The organism is Streptomyces sp. WY228 (assembly GCF_019287315.1).
Taxonomy (GTDB): Bacteria; Actinomycetota; Actinomycetes; order Streptomycetales; family Streptomycetaceae; genus Streptomyces; species Streptomyces caviscabies.
The window spans coordinates 5,079,545-5,094,708 of record NZ_CP079114.1; the positions used below are offsets into that span (position 1 = coordinate 5,079,545).

Annotated in this window: 19 protein-coding genes; 5 read left to right on the forward strand and 14 right to left on the reverse strand. The window is 70.7% G+C overall.

The genetic code is table 11. The features are described from left to right. Positions 1–127 precede the first annotated feature (127 nt). Complete coding sequence (locus KV381_RS22235; RefSeq protein WP_103536653.1) at positions 128–718, forward strand: TetR/AcrR family transcriptional regulator; 591 nt, start codon at positions 128–130, stop codon at positions 716–718. A 19-nt stretch (positions 719–737) separates the two neighbouring features. On the opposite strand, the gene KV381_RS22240 is transcribed toward KV381_RS22235, so the two are convergent. Beyond that, positions 738–1,955: a serine/threonine-protein kinase gene (locus KV381_RS22240; protein WP_218786072.1), complete on the reverse strand. Its 1,218-nt coding sequence runs from the start codon at positions 1,953–1,955 to the stop codon at positions 738–740. 228 nt (positions 1,956–2,183) lie between these two features. On the opposite strand from KV381_RS22240, the gene KV381_RS22245 reads away from it, so the two are divergent. Both KV381_RS22245 and KV381_RS22250 read left to right on the forward strand, forming a co-directional pair. Beyond that, positions 2,184–4,352, forward strand: a complete 2,169-nt coding sequence (locus tag KV381_RS22245) for a SpoIIE family protein phosphatase (protein WP_218786073.1) — start codon at positions 2,184–2,186, stop codon at positions 4,350–4,352. 71 nt (positions 4,353–4,423) lie between these two features. Then, the gene (locus KV381_RS22250; RefSeq protein ID WP_030628512.1) at positions 4,424–5,173 is read left to right on the forward strand and encodes a DUF1838 family protein; all 750 of its coding nucleotides are present in this window, start codon (positions 4,424–4,426) and stop codon (positions 5,171–5,173) included. A 43-nt stretch (positions 5,174–5,216) separates the two neighbouring features. On the opposite strand, the gene KV381_RS22255 is transcribed toward KV381_RS22250, so the two are convergent. The 5 genes from KV381_RS22255 to KV381_RS22275 form a co-directional block, all read right to left on the reverse strand. Next, positions 5,217–5,972 (reverse strand): calcium-binding protein, encoded by a 756-nt coding sequence (locus tag KV381_RS22255; protein ID WP_218787280.1) that lies wholly within the window; start codon positions 5,970–5,972, stop codon positions 5,217–5,219. 160 nt (positions 5,973–6,132) lie between these two features. Further along, positions 6,133–6,969: an HAD family hydrolase gene (locus KV381_RS22260; protein ID WP_218786074.1), complete on the reverse strand. Its 837-nt coding sequence runs from the start codon at positions 6,967–6,969 to the stop codon at positions 6,133–6,135. A gap of 93 nt (positions 6,970–7,062) precedes the next feature. Then, the gene (locus tag KV381_RS22265) at positions 7,063–7,530 is read right to left on the reverse strand and encodes a MarR family winged helix-turn-helix transcriptional regulator (protein WP_103538665.1); all 468 of its coding nucleotides are present in this window, start codon (positions 7,528–7,530) and stop codon (positions 7,063–7,065) included. A gap of 179 nt (positions 7,531–7,709) precedes the next feature. Further along, entirely contained in the window at positions 7,710–8,717 is a 1,008-nt protein-coding gene (locus KV381_RS22270; RefSeq protein WP_103538664.1) for a 1-aminocyclopropane-1-carboxylate deaminase, read from the reverse strand. Positions 8,718–8,819: 102 nt separating this feature from the next. After that, entirely contained in the window at positions 8,820–9,575 is a 756-nt protein-coding gene (locus KV381_RS22275) for a GntR family transcriptional regulator (RefSeq protein ID WP_078845981.1), read from the reverse strand. A 382-nt stretch (positions 9,576–9,957) separates the two neighbouring features. Between KV381_RS22275 and KV381_RS22280 the strand changes: the two genes are divergently transcribed. Further along, positions 9,958–10,701 carry a hypothetical protein gene (locus KV381_RS22280; protein WP_146065424.1) on the forward strand — a complete coding sequence of 248 codons (744 nt, stop codon included), beginning with the start codon at positions 9,958–9,960 and terminating at the stop codon, positions 10,699–10,701. 130 nt (positions 10,702–10,831) lie between these two features. Further along, entirely contained in the window at positions 10,832–11,098 is a 267-nt protein-coding gene (locus KV381_RS22285) for a hypothetical protein (RefSeq protein ID WP_103538662.1), read from the forward strand. Positions 11,099–11,209: 111 nt separating this feature from the next. Here the strand turns inward: KV381_RS22285 and KV381_RS22290 are convergent, their stop codons facing one another. The 8 genes from KV381_RS22290 to KV381_RS22325 form a co-directional block, all read right to left on the reverse strand. Beyond that, positions 11,210–11,425 (reverse strand): DUF397 domain-containing protein, encoded by a 216-nt coding sequence (locus KV381_RS22290; protein WP_218786075.1) that lies wholly within the window; start codon positions 11,423–11,425, stop codon positions 11,210–11,212. 116 nt (positions 11,426–11,541) lie between these two features. Next, positions 11,542–12,018, reverse strand: a complete 477-nt coding sequence (locus tag KV381_RS22295; protein ID WP_218786076.1) for a hypothetical protein — start codon at positions 12,016–12,018, stop codon at positions 11,542–11,544. 6 nt (positions 12,019–12,024) lie between these two features. Further along, a complete protein-coding gene (locus KV381_RS22300) occupies positions 12,025–12,249 on the reverse strand; it encodes a DUF397 domain-containing protein (RefSeq protein ID WP_103538659.1) in 225 nt (74 codons plus the stop codon). A 99-nt stretch (positions 12,250–12,348) separates the two neighbouring features. After that, the gene (locus KV381_RS22305) at positions 12,349–13,182 is read right to left on the reverse strand and encodes a helix-turn-helix transcriptional regulator (RefSeq protein ID WP_103538658.1); all 834 of its coding nucleotides are present in this window, start codon (positions 13,180–13,182) and stop codon (positions 12,349–12,351) included. Then, complete coding sequence (locus KV381_RS22310) at positions 13,179–13,673, reverse strand: DUF6879 family protein (protein WP_103538657.1); 495 nt, start codon at positions 13,671–13,673, stop codon at positions 13,179–13,181. Before KV381_RS22310 ends, KV381_RS22305 begins: the two co-directional genes overlap by 4 nt. 13 nt (positions 13,674–13,686) lie before the next feature. Continuing rightward, positions 13,687–13,881: a hypothetical protein gene (locus tag KV381_RS22315; protein WP_103538656.1), complete on the reverse strand. Its 195-nt coding sequence runs from the start codon at positions 13,879–13,881 to the stop codon at positions 13,687–13,689. A gap of 174 nt (positions 13,882–14,055) precedes the next feature. Next, positions 14,056–14,265 carry a DUF397 domain-containing protein gene (locus KV381_RS22320; RefSeq protein ID WP_103538655.1) on the reverse strand — a complete coding sequence of 70 codons (210 nt, stop codon included), beginning with the start codon at positions 14,263–14,265 and terminating at the stop codon, positions 14,056–14,058. Further along, positions 14,262–15,092 carry a helix-turn-helix transcriptional regulator gene (locus KV381_RS22325; RefSeq protein WP_086778691.1) on the reverse strand — a complete coding sequence of 277 codons (831 nt, stop codon included), beginning with the start codon at positions 15,090–15,092 and terminating at the stop codon, positions 14,262–14,264. The genes KV381_RS22320 and KV381_RS22325 overlap by 4 nt, the downstream gene beginning before the upstream one ends. Positions 15,093–15,164: the final 72 nt, after the last annotated feature.

Here is a 15,164-nt window from a genome sequence, read left to right on the forward strand (position 1 = left end):
CGGCACGAACGGTGCGGACAACGGGAACGACACGACACGGTACGTTCCGTTTCCGCCTCGGTATGGTGCGGTCTTTGGCGACGAGATGTCAACAAGAGATTGGCTGGAACCCCCCTATGCTCACCGAATGATCACATCGCCGAGCAGCGTGCGACGCAGCGAACGATCACGCCGCGCGATCCTGCGGTCCGCTCTCGACCTCTGTACGGAGCGGGGGTACGGGCACGTCACCATAGAGGCCATCGCGGCCGGCGCCGGGGTCAGCAAGAAAACGATCTACCGTTGGTGGCCGTCGAAGGGCGCGGTGCTGCTGGAGGCGTTCACGGACGCCCTGATCGACGCCACGCCGTTCGTGGACACCGGCGACATCGGCGCCGACCTGCGCACCCATGTCGCCGGCGCGGTGAACCTGCTCTCGGTCCCGCCGTTCGGCCCGGCCTACGCGGGCATCCTCTCCGAGCTGCACCACGACGAGCTCCTGGCCCAGCAGCTGCGGGAACAGCTGGTCGACCCGCGCGTCGAGGAGGCGATCGGCCGGCTGCGCAGCGCCCAGGAACAGGGCCAGATCCCGCCCGGCGCGGACCTCCCGCTGGCCGTCGAGATGCTGTACGGCCCCGTCTACTACCGCCACGTCCTGCGCAAACCCATCCAGGACGAGGCGACGATCGCCACCCTCGTGGACCACGTCCTGCGCTCGCTGCGCGCGCCGGGGTACTGAGCCCGGACGACGACCCGCCCTAGCCGAAGCACTCCAGGGCCAGCGGCAGGTCGTCCAGCCACGCCTGGAGGCGGGAGCGCCTGCGGGCGGCGAGCAGGCACGGGTGGGCCGTGCCGTGGTGCGGGTGGACGACGACCTGGAGGTGCTTGGGGCCCGCGGCCTGGTACGTCACGGTGCTGATCTCGGCCCAGGTGTAGTGCACCTCCGCGTTCTCCGGGCCCAGGGTGACGCCCGTCTCGTCGACCAGGAGAGAGCTTCCCGGGCCGACCGCCACGAACGTGAGGTCGATGTCGTCCGGTACGCCGCCCGTCGGGGCGAGCCGCGTCGGCGCCTGGTGCGGCAGGAAGCCGTTGGACGGCGCGTACGCGGGCGGCGGCGGGGCCACCGCCACGGTGGGGGCGTACGAGTACGGCGCGGCGGGCGAAGCGGCCGATTCGTCCGGTACGAACAGGTCCAGCAGACCCGTCGGCGTGGGCCGCTGGTCCGGCTCCTTGGCCAGGCACGCGGCCAGGACCGGCCGCAGGCCCTCCGGCACGGCGGCCAGGTCCGGCGGCTCGTGCACCGACCGGTACATCATGCCCATCGGCGTGCCCGCCCCGAACGCGCTGCCGCCCGCCGCCGCGACGAGCACCGCGCCCAGCGCGAACACATCGGCCGCGCCGCTGATGTCCTGCCCCTGGGCCTGCTCGGGCGCCAGGAACCCCGGCGTCCCGAACGCCATGCCGGTGGCGGTCAGCCGGGTCGACTCCAGGGCCCGCGCGATGCCGAAGTCCAGGACCCGCGGGCCGTCCGGGGCCATGATGATGTTGCCGGGCTTCAGATCGCGGTGCACCAGCCCGCAGCCGTGGATCGCCGCCAGGGCCTCGGCCAGCGCCGCGCCGAGCTGCCGCAGCCGCGCCTCGTCCATCGGCCCCTCGGCCTCCACCAGCGCGGCGAGCGTGGGCCCGGGAACGTACGCCGTGGCCAGCCAGGGCGCCGCCGCCTCCGGGTCCGCGTCCACCACCGGGGCCGTGTGGAAGCCGCCCACACTGCGCGCGGCCGCGACCTCGGCCCGGAACCGCTCCCGGAAGTGCGGGTCGCCCGCGAGCTCCGGCCGGGCCACCTTCACCGCCACCGCCCGCCCGCCGCGCGAACGCGCCAGATAGACGGTGCCCATCCCGCCGGCGCCCAACTCCCGCTCCACGGCGTACCCGCCGATACGATCCGGCAGCCCGCCGCCGTCCGCCCCGTGCTCCATGCGCTGAACGCCCCCCTGTGATCCGGCGGTTCAGTATGCCGCAGCGTTCTGACGGCCTCTGATGGCCGTGGACGACCACGGGTGGCCACTGACGGTCTTGGAGGGCAGGGCCCGCTCGCCTCTGTTGGCCGTCCACCGGTGGCCGGGCCCCGGGGGCCGGGTGATGCTGGACCGGCGCGTGCCGGCACCGGTGCTCCGGCGCGCCGGAGCCGGAGGGCGGGTGGAGCCGTGTCGGACGCCGAGACCCCGGCCGTGCCCGAAGGGTCACCGAGTGGGGCGGACCAGCTGGACGAGGCGGTGCTGGCCACGCTGTTCGCCCAGTCCGCCGTCGGCCTGGCCGTCCTCGACCCGCGGCTCCGGCTCGTACGCGCCAACTCGCTCGTCGAGGGCGTGGAGACCGGGGAATTCATCGGCCGCCGGTTCACCGAGGTCTTCCGGCTCGACGACCCGGACGGCGCCGAGCAGATCATGAACCGGGTGCTCGCCGGTGAGGGCCCGATCCGCGATCACCTCGTCCGGGGCCGGCTGCGCCAGGTCCCCGGCGACCGGGAGTTCCTGGTCTCCGCGTACCGCATCGACGGCTCCAGGATCGGCCTCGGCGGCTCCGGCGGCGGGCCCGACGGCTCCGGTGGCGGGCCCGCCGACCCCTCCGCCCTCGGCCTGCTGGCCGCGGTCGTCGACGTCACCGAGCGGGAGCGGGCCCGCTCCCGCGAGGCCGCGCTCGCCGCCGTGCGGGACGCGGTCGGCGGCTCCCTCGACGTCGCCGCCACCTGCCGCGCCCTCGCCGACGCCCTGGTGCCCGGTTTCGCCGATCTCGCCGTCATCGAGGTGGTGGACGAGATCCTGCGCGGCGCCGCCCCGCCGGTGGGCCCGCTGCCGCCCGACACCCCGCTGTGCCGGGCGGCGAGCGGCCGGTGCGCCGCGGTGCGGGACGGGGCGGAGAACGGGAGCGGGGCGGGGGGCCGGCGGGCCCGGGCCGGGGCGGTCCGCCGGCTCCCCGCCCGTACGCCGCACGCGCTGGCCGTCGCCGATCTGCGGCCCCGGCTCGTCCCGATCGGCCCCGACACCCCGTGGCTGGACGCCGACCCGGACGGGGCGGGCGCCGCCGCGCAGGCCGGGGCGCACTCCCTGATCGTCGTGCCGCTCACCCTGCGCGGCGCGGTCCTCGGGCTGGTCAGCCTCTACCGCTGCGCGGCGGCCGAGCCGTTCGACGAGGACGACGTCACCCTCGCCACCACGGCGGCCACCCGCGCGGCGCTCGCCGTCGACAACGCCCGCCGCTACGAACGCGAGCACGTCATCGCCTCGACCGTCCAGCGGCGGCTGCTCCCGCAGGCCGAGCGGCAGCAGGCGGCCGTCGAGACCGCGCACGTCCTGCTGCCCGGCCGGGACAGCGGCCGCTGGTTCGACGCCATCGCCCTGTCCGGCGCCCGTACCGCGCTCGTCGTGGGCGGCGTCGCGGGCGAGGGCCTTCAATCGGCCATCGCCATGGGCCAGTTGCGTACGGTGATCCAGGCGCTGGCGGGTCTCGACCTGGAGCCGGAGGAGGTCCTCGCCCGGCTCAAGGACACCGCCGACCGCCTCGCCGGCGAACGCGCCGCCCTGCCCCCGGACGACTCGCTGCACGGCGAACCCCTGAGCGCGGGTTGCGTGTACGGGGTCTACGACCCGTTCACCCGCACCTGCACCCTCGCCCGCGCCGGGCACCCCGCGCCGCTGATCATCGGCCCCGACGGGCGGCCCGTCGACCTCGACGTACCGGAAGGGCCCGGACTCTTCTCCGCCGACAGCGCCCTCTTCGCCCCCGCCACCGTCACCCTGGAGGAGGGCAGCCTGCTCGCGTTCTGCACCGCCGAGCTGCTCTCCGGCGACCGGGCCGCCGAACGCATCACGCGGACCCTCGCCCGGCCGGGCCGCAGTCTGCGGCAACTGGGCGACGACATCGTGTACGCGCTGCCGGACGACACCCGCTCCGCCGGTGCGGCCCTGCTCCTGGCCCGTACGGGTACGGTCTCCGAACACCGGGTCGCCACCTGGGACCTGGCCCAGGACCGCGCGACGCCCGCCACCGCCCGGGTGCTCGTCCGCGACCGGCTCCAGGGCTGGGGCCTGGACGAGGACACCGTCGACGCGACCGAGCTGATCGTCAGCGAGCTCGTCACCAACGCCGTCCGCTACGGCACCCCGCCGCTGCGGCTGCGCCTCCTGCTGGACTCCACGCTCACCTGCGAGGTCCACGACGGTTCCACGGCCGCCCCGCACCTGCGGCACGCCCGGACCGTCGACGAGGGCGGCCGGGGCCTGTTCATCGTCTCCCGTCTCGCCTCGCACTGGGGCGCCCGGCACGGGCCGGACGGCAAGGTGCTGTGGACCGAACAGGAGCTGCCGGGCGCGTGATTCCGCCCGGACCGGCGGAATCCGGGGGCGCACGGGCATGCCGGCCGCGCCGATCGAGCAGAGTGGTCCGTATGACGACACCCGCAGAGCTGCTGCGCTCCTTCGCCCGCACCCGCGCCTCCCTCGACGGCGAGGAGGTGACGTACTGGTGGTCCGGAGACGTGTACTCCTGGGCCCCCGACGAGCCCTACCAGCGCGTCTTCGGCTTCGAGGGCCTCAATGTCTCGCGCCTGGTCCAGGACGCGGAGGCCGGTCCCGACGCGTATCAACTGCTCACCCGTGAGGCCGCGTTCTATCTGGATCCGGTCAGCCGCGAGATCCTGGAGACCTGGCAGGACCTGCCGGTGGTGCACGTCTGGAACGACCCGGCGAACCAGAAGTGGCGCCCCTTCCCGATCCCGACGACCGAGCTCGGGGACCAGGTCTGCTTCAGCCTGGAGATCCCGCTCGCCTACCCGTCGCCGCTGCCGGTGGCCGCGTATCCGGTGCACTCGGCGGGGGACACGTACAAGGCCCTGGAACTCTTCCAGTTCTTCGCGGACCGCGCCGATCTGGCGGGGGCTGCGCCCAGCGTTCCGGCCACCCTGTCGTGGAGCCGGATGTCGCCGTGGCTGCCCTGGATGGCCCGGGGACAGCGGCCCGGCGGCCTCACCTTCCACTGCCGGGGCCGCAAGCTCGGCGCGTACACCGAGGTGCCGGAGCGCACCCGCGCCTACATCGCCGGCCGCCACCCGGAGTTCGCCCACGCCCCGGAGAAGTGGAGCGAGCCGAACGAGACCAGCTGGACGTACTTCCGCAAGCTCAACCCGCCCCAGGGGTAGGGCCGTTCCCAGGGGCCGTTGAGGGGAGTGCTCGGGGAAGCCTTCAGGGGAGCGTGATGTTCCGGCCCGGGCCGCCCTCGACCGTGTCCTTCCCGGAGCCGCCGACGACGAGGTCGTCTCCGTCCTCGCCGTACAGCATGTCGTCGCCGGAGCCGCCGAACAGGAGGTCGTTGCCCTCCCCGCCCATGACGTGGTCGTCGCCCGGGCCCGCGTACACGACGTCGTCGCCGTCGTACGCCTCGATCATGTCGTCGCCCCGGCCGCCCCACAGCCACTGGTCGCCGTCGACGGCCATCAGGTGGTCGTCGCCGTCGCCGCCGTCGAGGACGACGCGCCCCATGACCATGTCGTCGCCCTCGTCACCGCGCACGGTGTGCGCGGTGTGGGCGTGCAGCATGTCGTCGCCGGGGCCGCCGCTGACGGTGGCGACGCCCGGGTCGCTGGTGGCGATCTCGTCGTCGCCGTCGCCGAGGAAGACGTCGATCCGGTCCGGCCGGGCGCTGTCGGTGGGCAGTTCGCAGACGACGTACGTCTCGTCGCCCGGGGTGAGGTACGTGCAGTGGTCGCCGGGCCGGAGCGGCACCGCGTCACGGAAGCCGATGCGCCGGACGCCGTCGCCCTGGTCCATCGGGACCACGTGGAGGTCGTTGACCTGGCCCGGGGCGGCGGTGAAGGTGATGGACTGCTTCGCCCAGTCGGCGCCGACGGTGGCCTTGCCCTCGGCGGCGGAGGTGGCGGGGGCCGCGACGGCCGGGGAGGCGGCGAGGCCGGTGGCGAGCAGGGCCACGACGGCCGACATCATCTTGCGCTTCACGACAGCTCCTCGGTGGGTCCGTGGGGGTCTCCCGCCTGCGGCGAACCTGGCAGGCAGGTGCATGTCAAGCCGCATGCGTGGCGGTGGGGTCGCCACGCATGCGACCGCAGCCTACCCGCCTTGGTCTAGACCAAACCAGGGTCGGTCAGGCCGCACCGGAGCCCGGTGCGGCCTGGGTACCGAACAGCCGCTCCAGGACCACCGCGACCCCGTCCTCCGCGTTCGACAGGGTCACCTCGTCGGCCGCCGCGCGCAGCTCCGGATGTGCGTTGCCCATGGCCACCCGGTACCCCGAACCGGCGAACATCGGCAGGTCGTTGGGCATGTCGCCGAAGGCGATCGTCCGCTCGGCCCCGATCTCCAGCAGCTCGGCGGCCGCCGCCAGCCCCGTGCCCTTGTCCACGCCGCGCGGGGCCAGCTCCACCGTGCCGGGCCCCGCCATCGTCACCGTCGCCAGCTCGCCCACGGCCGCGCGCGCGGCGGCGGTCAGCTCGTCGTCGCCCAGCTCCGGATGGCGCACCAGCACCTTGATCACGGGCCGCGCCCACAACGCGGCGCGGGAGGCGACGCGTTGGGCGGGAAGCGTCGGGTTCGGCATCCGGTACCCGGCCTCGATCAGGGTCACCCCGTCCACGCCGTCCTGGTCCACGGCGGCGAACACCGCCCCGACCTCCGCCTCGATCTTGCCGAGCGCGGTGTCGGCGGCCTCGCGGTCCAGGGCGGCGGACCGCAGCAGCCGCCCGCTCCCGGCCTCGTACAGCTGGGTGCCCTGCCCGCAGACGACGAGCCCGGTGTACGCCAGGTCCGCGAGCAGCGCCCGTATCCCGGGGACCGGCCGCCCGGTGACGATCAGATGCCGGGCGCCCGCCGCGGCGGCGCGGGCGAGCGCCGCGCGGGACCGGGCGCTCACGGTGTCGTCCGGGCGGAGCAGGGTGCCGTCCAGGTCCGTGGCGACGAGGGCATATGCGGGTGGCGTGAGCATGGGCCCCAGCCTAGGAGCACCCGGACGGCCGCTTGCCCGCCAGGGGGTGGATCGGATATACGGATCGGCCGGGCGGGGGCGCGGGGGCCGCTGTCAGGCGGCCGTCCCGCCGGCGTTGCGGATGAGCCGCTGCAGCACCTTCACCGTGGTGACGTAGTCCGCGTCGGAGATGCCCTCGTGGAGCGCGGCGCGGATCGCGGGTGCGTTGCGCGCGAGATCGACCCGCGCCTGTTCCCCCGCCTCTGTGAGCCACAGCCTGCCGTCCGGGTCCCGGTTCAGCCAGCCCCGCTCCACGAGCGCCTCGGCCTCGACCGCCAGGTCGTCCTCGGGCCGGATGTACGAGGCCATGGCCTGCTGGAGCTCGGGGAGGGCCATCCCTTCGCCGTCGGGCGAGATGTCGTTCGCCGACAGATGGCGCAGAAGCCAGAACTGGGGCTGGGTGTAGCCCTTCTCGGCCTGCCGGTCCCGGGTGTATGTGATCAGTGCCTCGTAGGCGACGCCGGTCCAGTAGGCGGCGGGCTGTCCGGCGAGTTCGGCGTCGGAAAGCTGGTGATCGGTCATGGCGTCTTCTCCCTCATGCGCTTCGGGGCCTTGCGGTGGCCTCGCGGCAACCGTAGAACCTCAAGCGTTGTTGAGGGCAAGAGGATCGTCTTGCCCGGCCGGCGGGGGACCGTGTCTGTGCCCGGCCCCCGCCAGCCCGACCCAAGCCCGGCCCGGCCCGGCCCGGCCCGGCGCGGGCCTCAGGCGAAGATCCCGCTGTAGGCGTTCAGGGCCGGCTGGCCGCCGAGGTGGGCGTACAGGACGTTGGAGTCCTCGGGGATCCCGCCGTCGCGCACCAGGTCGATGAGTCCGGCCATGGACTTGCCCTCGTAGACCGGGTCGATGATCATCCCTTCGAGCCGGCCCGTGAGCTTGATGGCGTCCACCGTGGATTGGACCGGTATGCCGTAGAGCTCGCCGGCCCAGCCTTCCAGGACGGTGATCTCGTCGTCCTTCAGTTCCCGCCCGAGGCCGATGAGTTCGGCGGTGGCACGGGCGATCCTCGCCACCTGGGCACGGGTCTCGGCGAGCTTCGCCGACGCGTCGATGCCCAGGACCCGCCGCGGCCGGTCCTGGCCCGCGAACCCGGCGATCATGCCTGCCTGGGTGCTGCCGGTGACGCTGCACACCACGACGGTGTCGAAGAACACGCCCAACTCCTCCTCCTGCCGCTGCACTTCGCGCGCCCAGTTCGCGAAGCCGAGGCCGCCGAGGGGATGGTCGGATCCGCCTGCCGGAATGGCGTACGGCGTGCCGCCCGCGGCCCGTACGTCGTCCAGGGCCTGACGCCAGCTGTCCTTGACGCCGATGCCGAAGCCCGCCTGCACCAGGCGCACGTCCGCGCCCATGATGCGGGACAGCAGGATGTTGCCGACCTTGTCGTTGACCGCGTCGGGCCAGTCCACCCAGCTCTCCTGGATGAGGACCGCCTTCAGACCGGCGCGGGCGGCCACGGCCGCCACCTGCCGTGTGTGGTTGGACTGCACGCCGCCGATGCTGACGAGCGTGTCCGCGCCCTGCCGGAGCGCGTCGGGAAGCAGGTACTCCAGCTTGCGGGTCTTGTTGCCGCCGTACGCGAGACCGGCGTTGCAGTCCTCCCGCTTGGCCCAGATGCGCGCACCGCCGAGATGCTCGCTGAGCCGGTCCAGCGGATGCACCGGGCTGGGGCCGAACAGCAGGGGGTAACGCTCGAAGTCGTCCAGGGACATCGCGGGCTCCTCGTGTGCGTGTGCGTGTGCGTGGGCGTAGGCGTGTGCGTAGGCGTGGATGGGTCCGGCGCGGCCCGTCGCCGGGCCGCGTGGCACGGGTGTTCAGGAGTCTCCGGGCGCGCCGCTCCGCGATCCGCCGGGTCGCGGCCCGCCGGACCCCGGCTCGCCGGGTTCCCCGGTGGCGGTCCCCGCTCCGGCGTCCGGCCAGGCGTCGAGCAGCGGCAGCAGCGTCTGCCAGTTGGCCCGGGTCGCGGCCACCGCGCCCTCGACGTCCCCGGCCGCGCACAGCTCGATGATCCGGTCGTGCTGGGCGACCGACCCGCGCCCGCTCAGCGAGGAGAACCGCAGCCGCTCCAGGCGTCGCAGTACGGGCGTGAACTGGTCGAGCACGGTGGCGACGGCCGCGTTGGCGCAGGCGGTCACGGCGACGCGGTGGAACGCGTCGTCGGCCTCCAGCGCCCCGTCCGCGTCGTTGCGCCGCAGGGCGTCGGCGAAGCGCGCGTTCGCCTCGCGCATCGCGTCGAGCTCGACCGCGTCCAGCTGCGGGACGGCCTCCCGTACGGCGAGTTCGTGCATGGCGGAGGTGACCGACTGCGCGGCCCGGACGGCGCGGACGTCGAGCGGGCTCACGAGGGTGAACCGACCGGGCTTCGTCTGCACGAGCCCCGCCTGCTCCAGCCGCGCCAGCGCCTCACGCACCGGCGTACGGCTGACCCCGAGCCAGTCGGCCAGGTCACCGTCGTTGAGACGCTCGCCGGGCGCGAGCGTGCCGTCGACGATGGCGTCACGGATGGCCCGGTAGGCGCTCTCACGGAGGAGCGAACGGGAGACGAGGCCTCGGTTCTGCGGGACTGGCATGCAATATATTGCATGCCGCGTGAGGGGTGGCTGTCAAGGGCGGTGAGCACCCCGTCGTGCGTCGTCATGCGTCGTCGCGCGCGGCGCGGGTCATGGCCCGGCCCGGCGCCCGCGAACGCGACGCGAAAGAAAACGAGTTCGCCGAAATTCAAGAACTGACGCATGCTCACCGAGCTCATTAGGAGGAAACGACCTCCTCGTTGGAGAAACCTCCTAGGTTGTGCGGCGGCTCGGATTCGTCAGTTCCCGCTGGTTGACGCAAAGACTGATGACAACGTTGTATTTGGCGCAGCCCGCGTGACCAGTGGGTCACATGAGCCCTTCTGACCAGAGGGCCAAAGGGAGTACAGAAAACACATCATGGGGGATACGCATGCTTTCCATGCGTCGCAGAACGATAGGCCAGGCTCTGGTTACCGCATCCGCGCTCGTCGCCGGAATGCTCGCCACCCTGACACCTGCCACGGCTGCCGAGCAGCCGACTCCGCCGTCGGCTCAGGAATACCTTTCCTGGCTCGCCGAGCAGGACGATCCCGGGGCGGCCCGGACGGCAACAGAGTTCACGGCCCTGTCCGAGGCCGACCAGGAGAAGTTTCTCGCCTACTTGGTGGACAAGGAGGCGATGGCCGCTCTCGCCCAGGCCGCTACCGGGGACCTCGACGGCGATCCCGCCGACGAAACCGGTGGCCCGGTGGAACGTAAGCGTGCCGTGCTCGCCGGCGGCGACATCGAGGTCACCTCGGAGCAGGGGGTGAAGCCGGAGTCTCCCGACGGGCAGGCTTCCACCCTCGCCGCGGCTCAGGACTGGTCCTGCTGGTACAACGCGAAGCAGAAGGTGCTCGGGGTCACCATCACGAGCCTGAACTTCAAGCAGTGGTACCACTCCACCGGAACCAAGGTGGACAAGGTCTACAACGCGTCGGCCTCGCACACGAACTACAACGTCGGTGTGTCGATCAGCCACGAACCGGAGGAACAGTGGATCTCCGGTGCCGGTAATGCCCTGGCCTATGTGACCTGGCACGGGAACATCATCTACAAGGGGTTCGGTGTGAGCCTGGACAAGCGCCATCATCTGCGGTGCGACGAGACCGGGCTCAGGTACCACTACCTCAAGAACGTCTAAGGAGTGCCCATGGCATCCACTGCTCGACGGGTCTGGTTGTTCGTCGGCGTGGCTTTGGCCACGCTGCTGGTGATAGGCGTCGTGGGTATGGCCCTCTGGGCTCAGCTCTGACATCGGAAAGGGAGACGGTATGCCGAACGCCATGGTCCAGGCGGCCTACTGGGGGGCACCCAGAAATTCCTCTGCGGCTTCTCCGGCCGCAGTGGCGGGCTGGGTGCTGCTGGTTCTCCTGGCGCAGGTGATTTTGGCTGCCGTCCCTCTCGCCGTGATCCTGGCGTTCACCAAGCTGCGGAGCAATCGGCTTTCGGTGCGCCTGGGGGTGATCGTGTGGAGTATTGCGGTCACCGTTGCGATGTTGGGCATGGCCACAACGACAGGAACGGCCGGATCCGCTTAGCGAAGCGGAGGGCGTAGTCCCCGGCCCGACGGCGTGGTCGCCCCTCCTGGTCGCAGCAACAGCCCCACCGCGTGAGCGCGGTGGGGCTGTTGTTCTGTCGGCTCGGGCGGCTCAGGCGGTGTCGAGGTCTCCGGCGCGGACGCCGGCCACGAAGGCGCTGAACGCGGTGGCGGGGACGGTGAGGGCCGGGCCGGTCGGGTTCTTGGAGTCGCGGACGGGGACGATGCCGTGCGGGGCGGCGAGGTTGGTGGCGACCTCGACGCACGCGCCGCCGTTTTCGCTGTAGGAGGACGTGAACCAACGGGGGTCTTCGGTCTCGGTCGTCACGGGCGCCCCTTCGTGGGAGGTCAGTTCACCGATTGTGGGTGCTGCGAACCTCGGCTCTGGATACCCAGGGCGGAGGCTGCGCACGCGTCGTCGTGCGCGGTGCGGTCTTGATTCGGTCATGATCCGGTCCGCCACTGTGGGCAGGGCAGTTCGGGTGCGCTGCGGTTCGGGGAGCAGGTCACCAGGGCGACGGAGTGGAAGACCGTGCCGTTGAGGTAATGGCCGAGGGAGACGTCCCCGCCCCACGCGAGCCGTTCGACCGCCGCCCTGACGAGCAGGACCAGTCTGGTCGCCTCCCGGTCCTGCGCGGAGGCGAACCGGGGGGCGAACTCGGTGAGTTGCCGCCCCAGCCACGCGCCGGCCTCCTTGGGCTCCTCCCAGGTGCCCCGGATCATCGAGGCCGGTTTCATGAGCCAGTGCGCCGTCTGGATCGGCGGTACGTCGGAGCCCGGGAACACCGCCACCGCCTCCCGGAACCGCTCGTGCACGTCCGGCTCACTGGTTGCCGTCGGTGCCTGGCCCGGGGGCCTGCGGATGCTCTCCTTGTCGAACGTCCGCTTCTCCCCGAGCCAGGCGTAACCGTGGTGGTGCACGGCGGCTCAGGCGGAGAGGTCGAAGCGGGCGGGGTCGATGCCCGCCGCGTCCAGCTCGGCCGTCGTGAACCGCAACGGCTCGGCGTCGGGGCGCTTGCTGTCGCCGACGGCCCAGGCGTCCGGCCCGATCCGCGCGAGGGTGACGCACGATTCGCCGTCGGGGTGGGTGTTGCCGCCGCAGGCCTTGGAGAACTCGGCGTCGTTGATGGGGAGCCTGTACAGGTCGGTCATTTCCTGTTCCCTTTCCGGTCCATGATGAGCCCTGGGTGGGCTTTTCCCGCCCTTTTGAGGGCGGCCGATGGGAATGGTGTCCGGTGAGGGAGATGAGTTCTAGTAGTTTTCCCGCTCCTGCAGGAATTCGTCCCGAATCTCTGCGAGGAGGGTCCTCATGTCATCGCCGGAAACAGCGGTACTGCTGAATCCTTCGAATTTCTCGACGTACTGGTCGACATCCTGAGGGTCGGTCACGATGATCTCCGCGTGCACGGTCTCGACAGTTACGGAGCGGTCGTCCCGGATAACGAAAGAGTGGTTCGGGATATCGTGCTTCCGCCCACTGAGCGGAACAACGCGTATGTCTACGTTCGGCAGGCGAGAGATTGAGGCCAGTCGGTCGAGCTGTACGACCATGAGTGCGGGAGGGACGATCAACCAGCGCAATACGGGTTCGGTGATGGTGAACTGGAGCGTCTTGGTCTCGTCGTACAGCACTTCCTGTCGCTCGATACGGACGCTTGCTGTCCGGCGGGCTGTCTCCTCGGTCAGATCCTTGTAGCGGGACAGGATGGCCTTGATGTACTCGGGCGTCTGAAGCAATCCGGGCACCAGAGCGGGCTGGAACAGGCGCAGCAGGTTCATCCGGGTTTCCATGTCCCGGAGATGCTGCTGCGCCTTATGGAGACCCGCCCGTTGGATCAGACGCCATGCCGTGGCTTCTGTCGCGGCAGCACGGGCGGCATCCATGTACTCCGCCTTGACGTCCTCCGAGACGCCGATCGCCGTCATGATGCGGTCGACGTCTTCCGCGCTCGGAGAGATTTTTCCCGTTTCGATCCTGCTGAGCTTGCTCGGTGACATGACGGCACTGCGGGCCACTGTTTTGGCCTCCTTACCGGAGGCGTTCCGCAGTATCCGCAGTGCGACGCCCAGCTCGGACCGGTTCACTGGCCGTGTTCTGCCCACCAGTCGGAGAAGGGAACGGCGTGAGCGAGTGCTGTGTCCCTGATCGCGACGAACCTCTCGGCCTGTTCAGGGGGGAGCGTGTCGGCTCCGATGAACCCACCGTCATCGGTGTAGCTCATCGGGGCTGCGGTGACGGAGTCGAACAGCCAGAAATCTCCTGCATCACCCAGAGGGCTGGGTCGTTCGGTCACATCCAGGATGAAGAATTCCTCCCCGGCGGTCATGTTCGTGGTGTAGCCCCAGCCCAGTTCGTACCGCAGATAGGGCGTGAGTGGGCGTGCTACCACGTGCACGCGGTACATCCTCCGTCCGGCGTCGACATGCTTGCGTACCTCGTCGAGCCAGTCGGAGTTGTAGTCCTGAGGCTTCGGCTGCCCGTCGAGAAACAGCCGGTAAGCATCCGCGTTGCCCGACCGGCCGTAATCGTCGAGCGTTTCCAGCCGGAATGCCTCATGCGTGAAGTCGTCGAACATGTCTCCCAGAGTCTTAGGCACTGATCTGGTCTCCGAACGCTTTGCGGATCAGTTCCATGGGGATCTCGACGAGAGTTTCGTGGGCCGGAATGGTGAGCCCATGACCTGTCGGAGTCTCGCCCTGAACGAGGATGGTGTCTCGATCCGTCTTGTAGATGGTCGGGCAGTTCTTCTTCTCGCAGGTCGTCGCCAGCACGTTCACCTTCACAGGCGTTCCCCTCGGCCGGTGGTGATGTTTCTCCCGATGGTTCCGGTCTGCGGAGCGCGGAGCAAGACCTTCTGGTTTCCGGAACGGGAAACCGGGGCGCTGCTTTCTCCCCGGACGACGGCAAGCCCCACCGCGCGCGCACGGTGGGGCTGTTGTTCTGTCGGCTCGGGCGGCTCAGACGGTGCCGAAGTCTCCGGCGCGGACGCCCGCCACGAAGGCGCTGAACGCGGTGGCGGGGACGGTGAGGGCCGGGCCGGTCGCGTTCTTGGAGTCGCGGACGGGGACGATGCCGTGCGGGGCGGCGAGGTTGGTGGCGACCTCGACGCACTGACCGCCGTTGCCGCTGTACGAGGACGTGTACCAGTGGGGGGTCTCGGTCGTCACAGGATGCCCTTTCGTAACTTTTTGATCATGGCTACGGAAGCTGCTTGCGACAGCGCCTCGGCCTGCAACTGATGGTAGGCCGTCAGTAGAGGCAGGACGAGTGCGTTGTTACGTTCCAGATGACCGTGCTGGGTGGACTCCGCGTACGACATGAGTGAGCGGTCGTGGAGGGTCAGCACGGTCACGGGCAGGCTGAACGGTCGGCGTTCCCCCATCTGGAACGGAGCGATTTGGAGGACGGTATTCGGCTGCTCGGCGAACTCCAGCAGCCGGTCGAACTGGGCGGCCATGACCTCCGGGCCGCCCATCGGCCTGAGGACGCACCCCTCATCCAGAACCGCGAACAACAAGGGGGTCGGTGAGCGTACGAGTGAGGCCTGTCGCCGCTCCACCAGCGCCACTCGCTCATCGGCCTGTTCCTGGGTGATCGCTTCGCGGCGCACGGCGTCGGCCTCCAGGGTGGCCGCGTACGCCGGTGTTTGGAGCAGCCCTGGGATGACTCCGACTTCGTACAGCCGGATCTCCGCCGCGCGCTCCTCGTGGGTGAGATATTCCGGGAACCCCTCCAACAACGCTTTGTGCGTTACCGCCCTGCTCTGGCGCTGCAGACGGTCTCCCGTACCCAGCGCCCTGTCAGCGCTTGCCGCAAAACGTAAAGTTGGAGATCGTCGACCAGTTTCCACGGCAGAGATGTGCGCCCCGGAGCACCCCATGCGTGCAGCGAGTTCGTCCTGTGTCCAGCCGCGCTCGTCCCGCAAGCTGCGGAGAAGCGCTCCGAACGCGGCACTTGCCGACCGCTCGGGATCCAGCTCCTTGCGGTTCACCATGGGACTCCCGACTTGCCTGCCAGTTTGCGTAAGTTGAAGACATCTCGACGGTAGGTCACGCTGAATCGCCCC

Excerpts from the sequence above, each read along its gene's own strand:
- KV381_RS22260 (WP_218786074.1), bottom strand. The coding sequence starts at position 6,969 with ATGCTCACGCCACCCGCATATGCCCTCGTCGCCACGGACCTGGACGGC.
- KV381_RS22275 (WP_078845981.1), bottom strand. The coding sequence starts at position 9,575 with ATGCCAGTCCCGCAGAACCGAGGCCTCGTCTCCCGTTCGCTCCTCCGT.
- KV381_RS22255 (WP_218787280.1), bottom strand. The coding sequence starts at position 5,972 with ATGTCGGCCGTCGTGGCCCTGCTCGCCACCGGCCTCGCCGCCTCCCCG.
- KV381_RS22285 (WP_103538662.1), top strand. The coding sequence starts at position 10,832 with ATGCCGAACGCCATGGTCCAGGCGGCCTACTGGGGGGCACCCAGAAAT.
- KV381_RS22270 (WP_103538664.1), bottom strand. The coding sequence starts at position 8,717 with ATGTCCCTGGACGACTTCGAGCGTTACCCCCTGCTGTTCGGCCCCAGC.
- KV381_RS22300 (WP_103538659.1), bottom strand. The coding sequence starts at position 12,249 with ATGACCGACCTGTACAGGCTCCCCATCAACGACGCCGAGTTCTCCAAG.
- KV381_RS22235 (WP_103536653.1), top strand. The coding sequence starts at position 128 with ATGATCACATCGCCGAGCAGCGTGCGACGCAGCGAACGATCACGCCGC.
- KV381_RS22325 (WP_086778691.1), bottom strand. The coding sequence starts at position 15,092 with ATGGTGAACCGCAAGGAGCTGGATCCCGAGCGGTCGGCAAGTGCCGCG.
- KV381_RS22240 (WP_218786072.1), bottom strand. The coding sequence starts at position 1,955 with ATGGAGCACGGGGCGGACGGCGGCGGGCTGCCGGATCGTATCGGCGGG.
- KV381_RS22280 (WP_146065424.1), top strand. The coding sequence starts at position 9,958 with ATGCGTCGCAGAACGATAGGCCAGGCTCTGGTTACCGCATCCGCGCTC.
- KV381_RS22250 (WP_030628512.1), top strand. The coding sequence starts at position 4,424 with ATGACGACACCCGCAGAGCTGCTGCGCTCCTTCGCCCGCACCCGCGCC.
- KV381_RS22265 (WP_103538665.1), bottom strand. The coding sequence starts at position 7,530 with ATGACCGATCACCAGCTTTCCGACGCCGAACTCGCCGGACAGCCCGCC.
- KV381_RS22310 (WP_103538657.1), bottom strand. The coding sequence starts at position 13,673 with ATGTTCGACGACTTCACGCATGAGGCATTCCGGCTGGAAACGCTCGAC.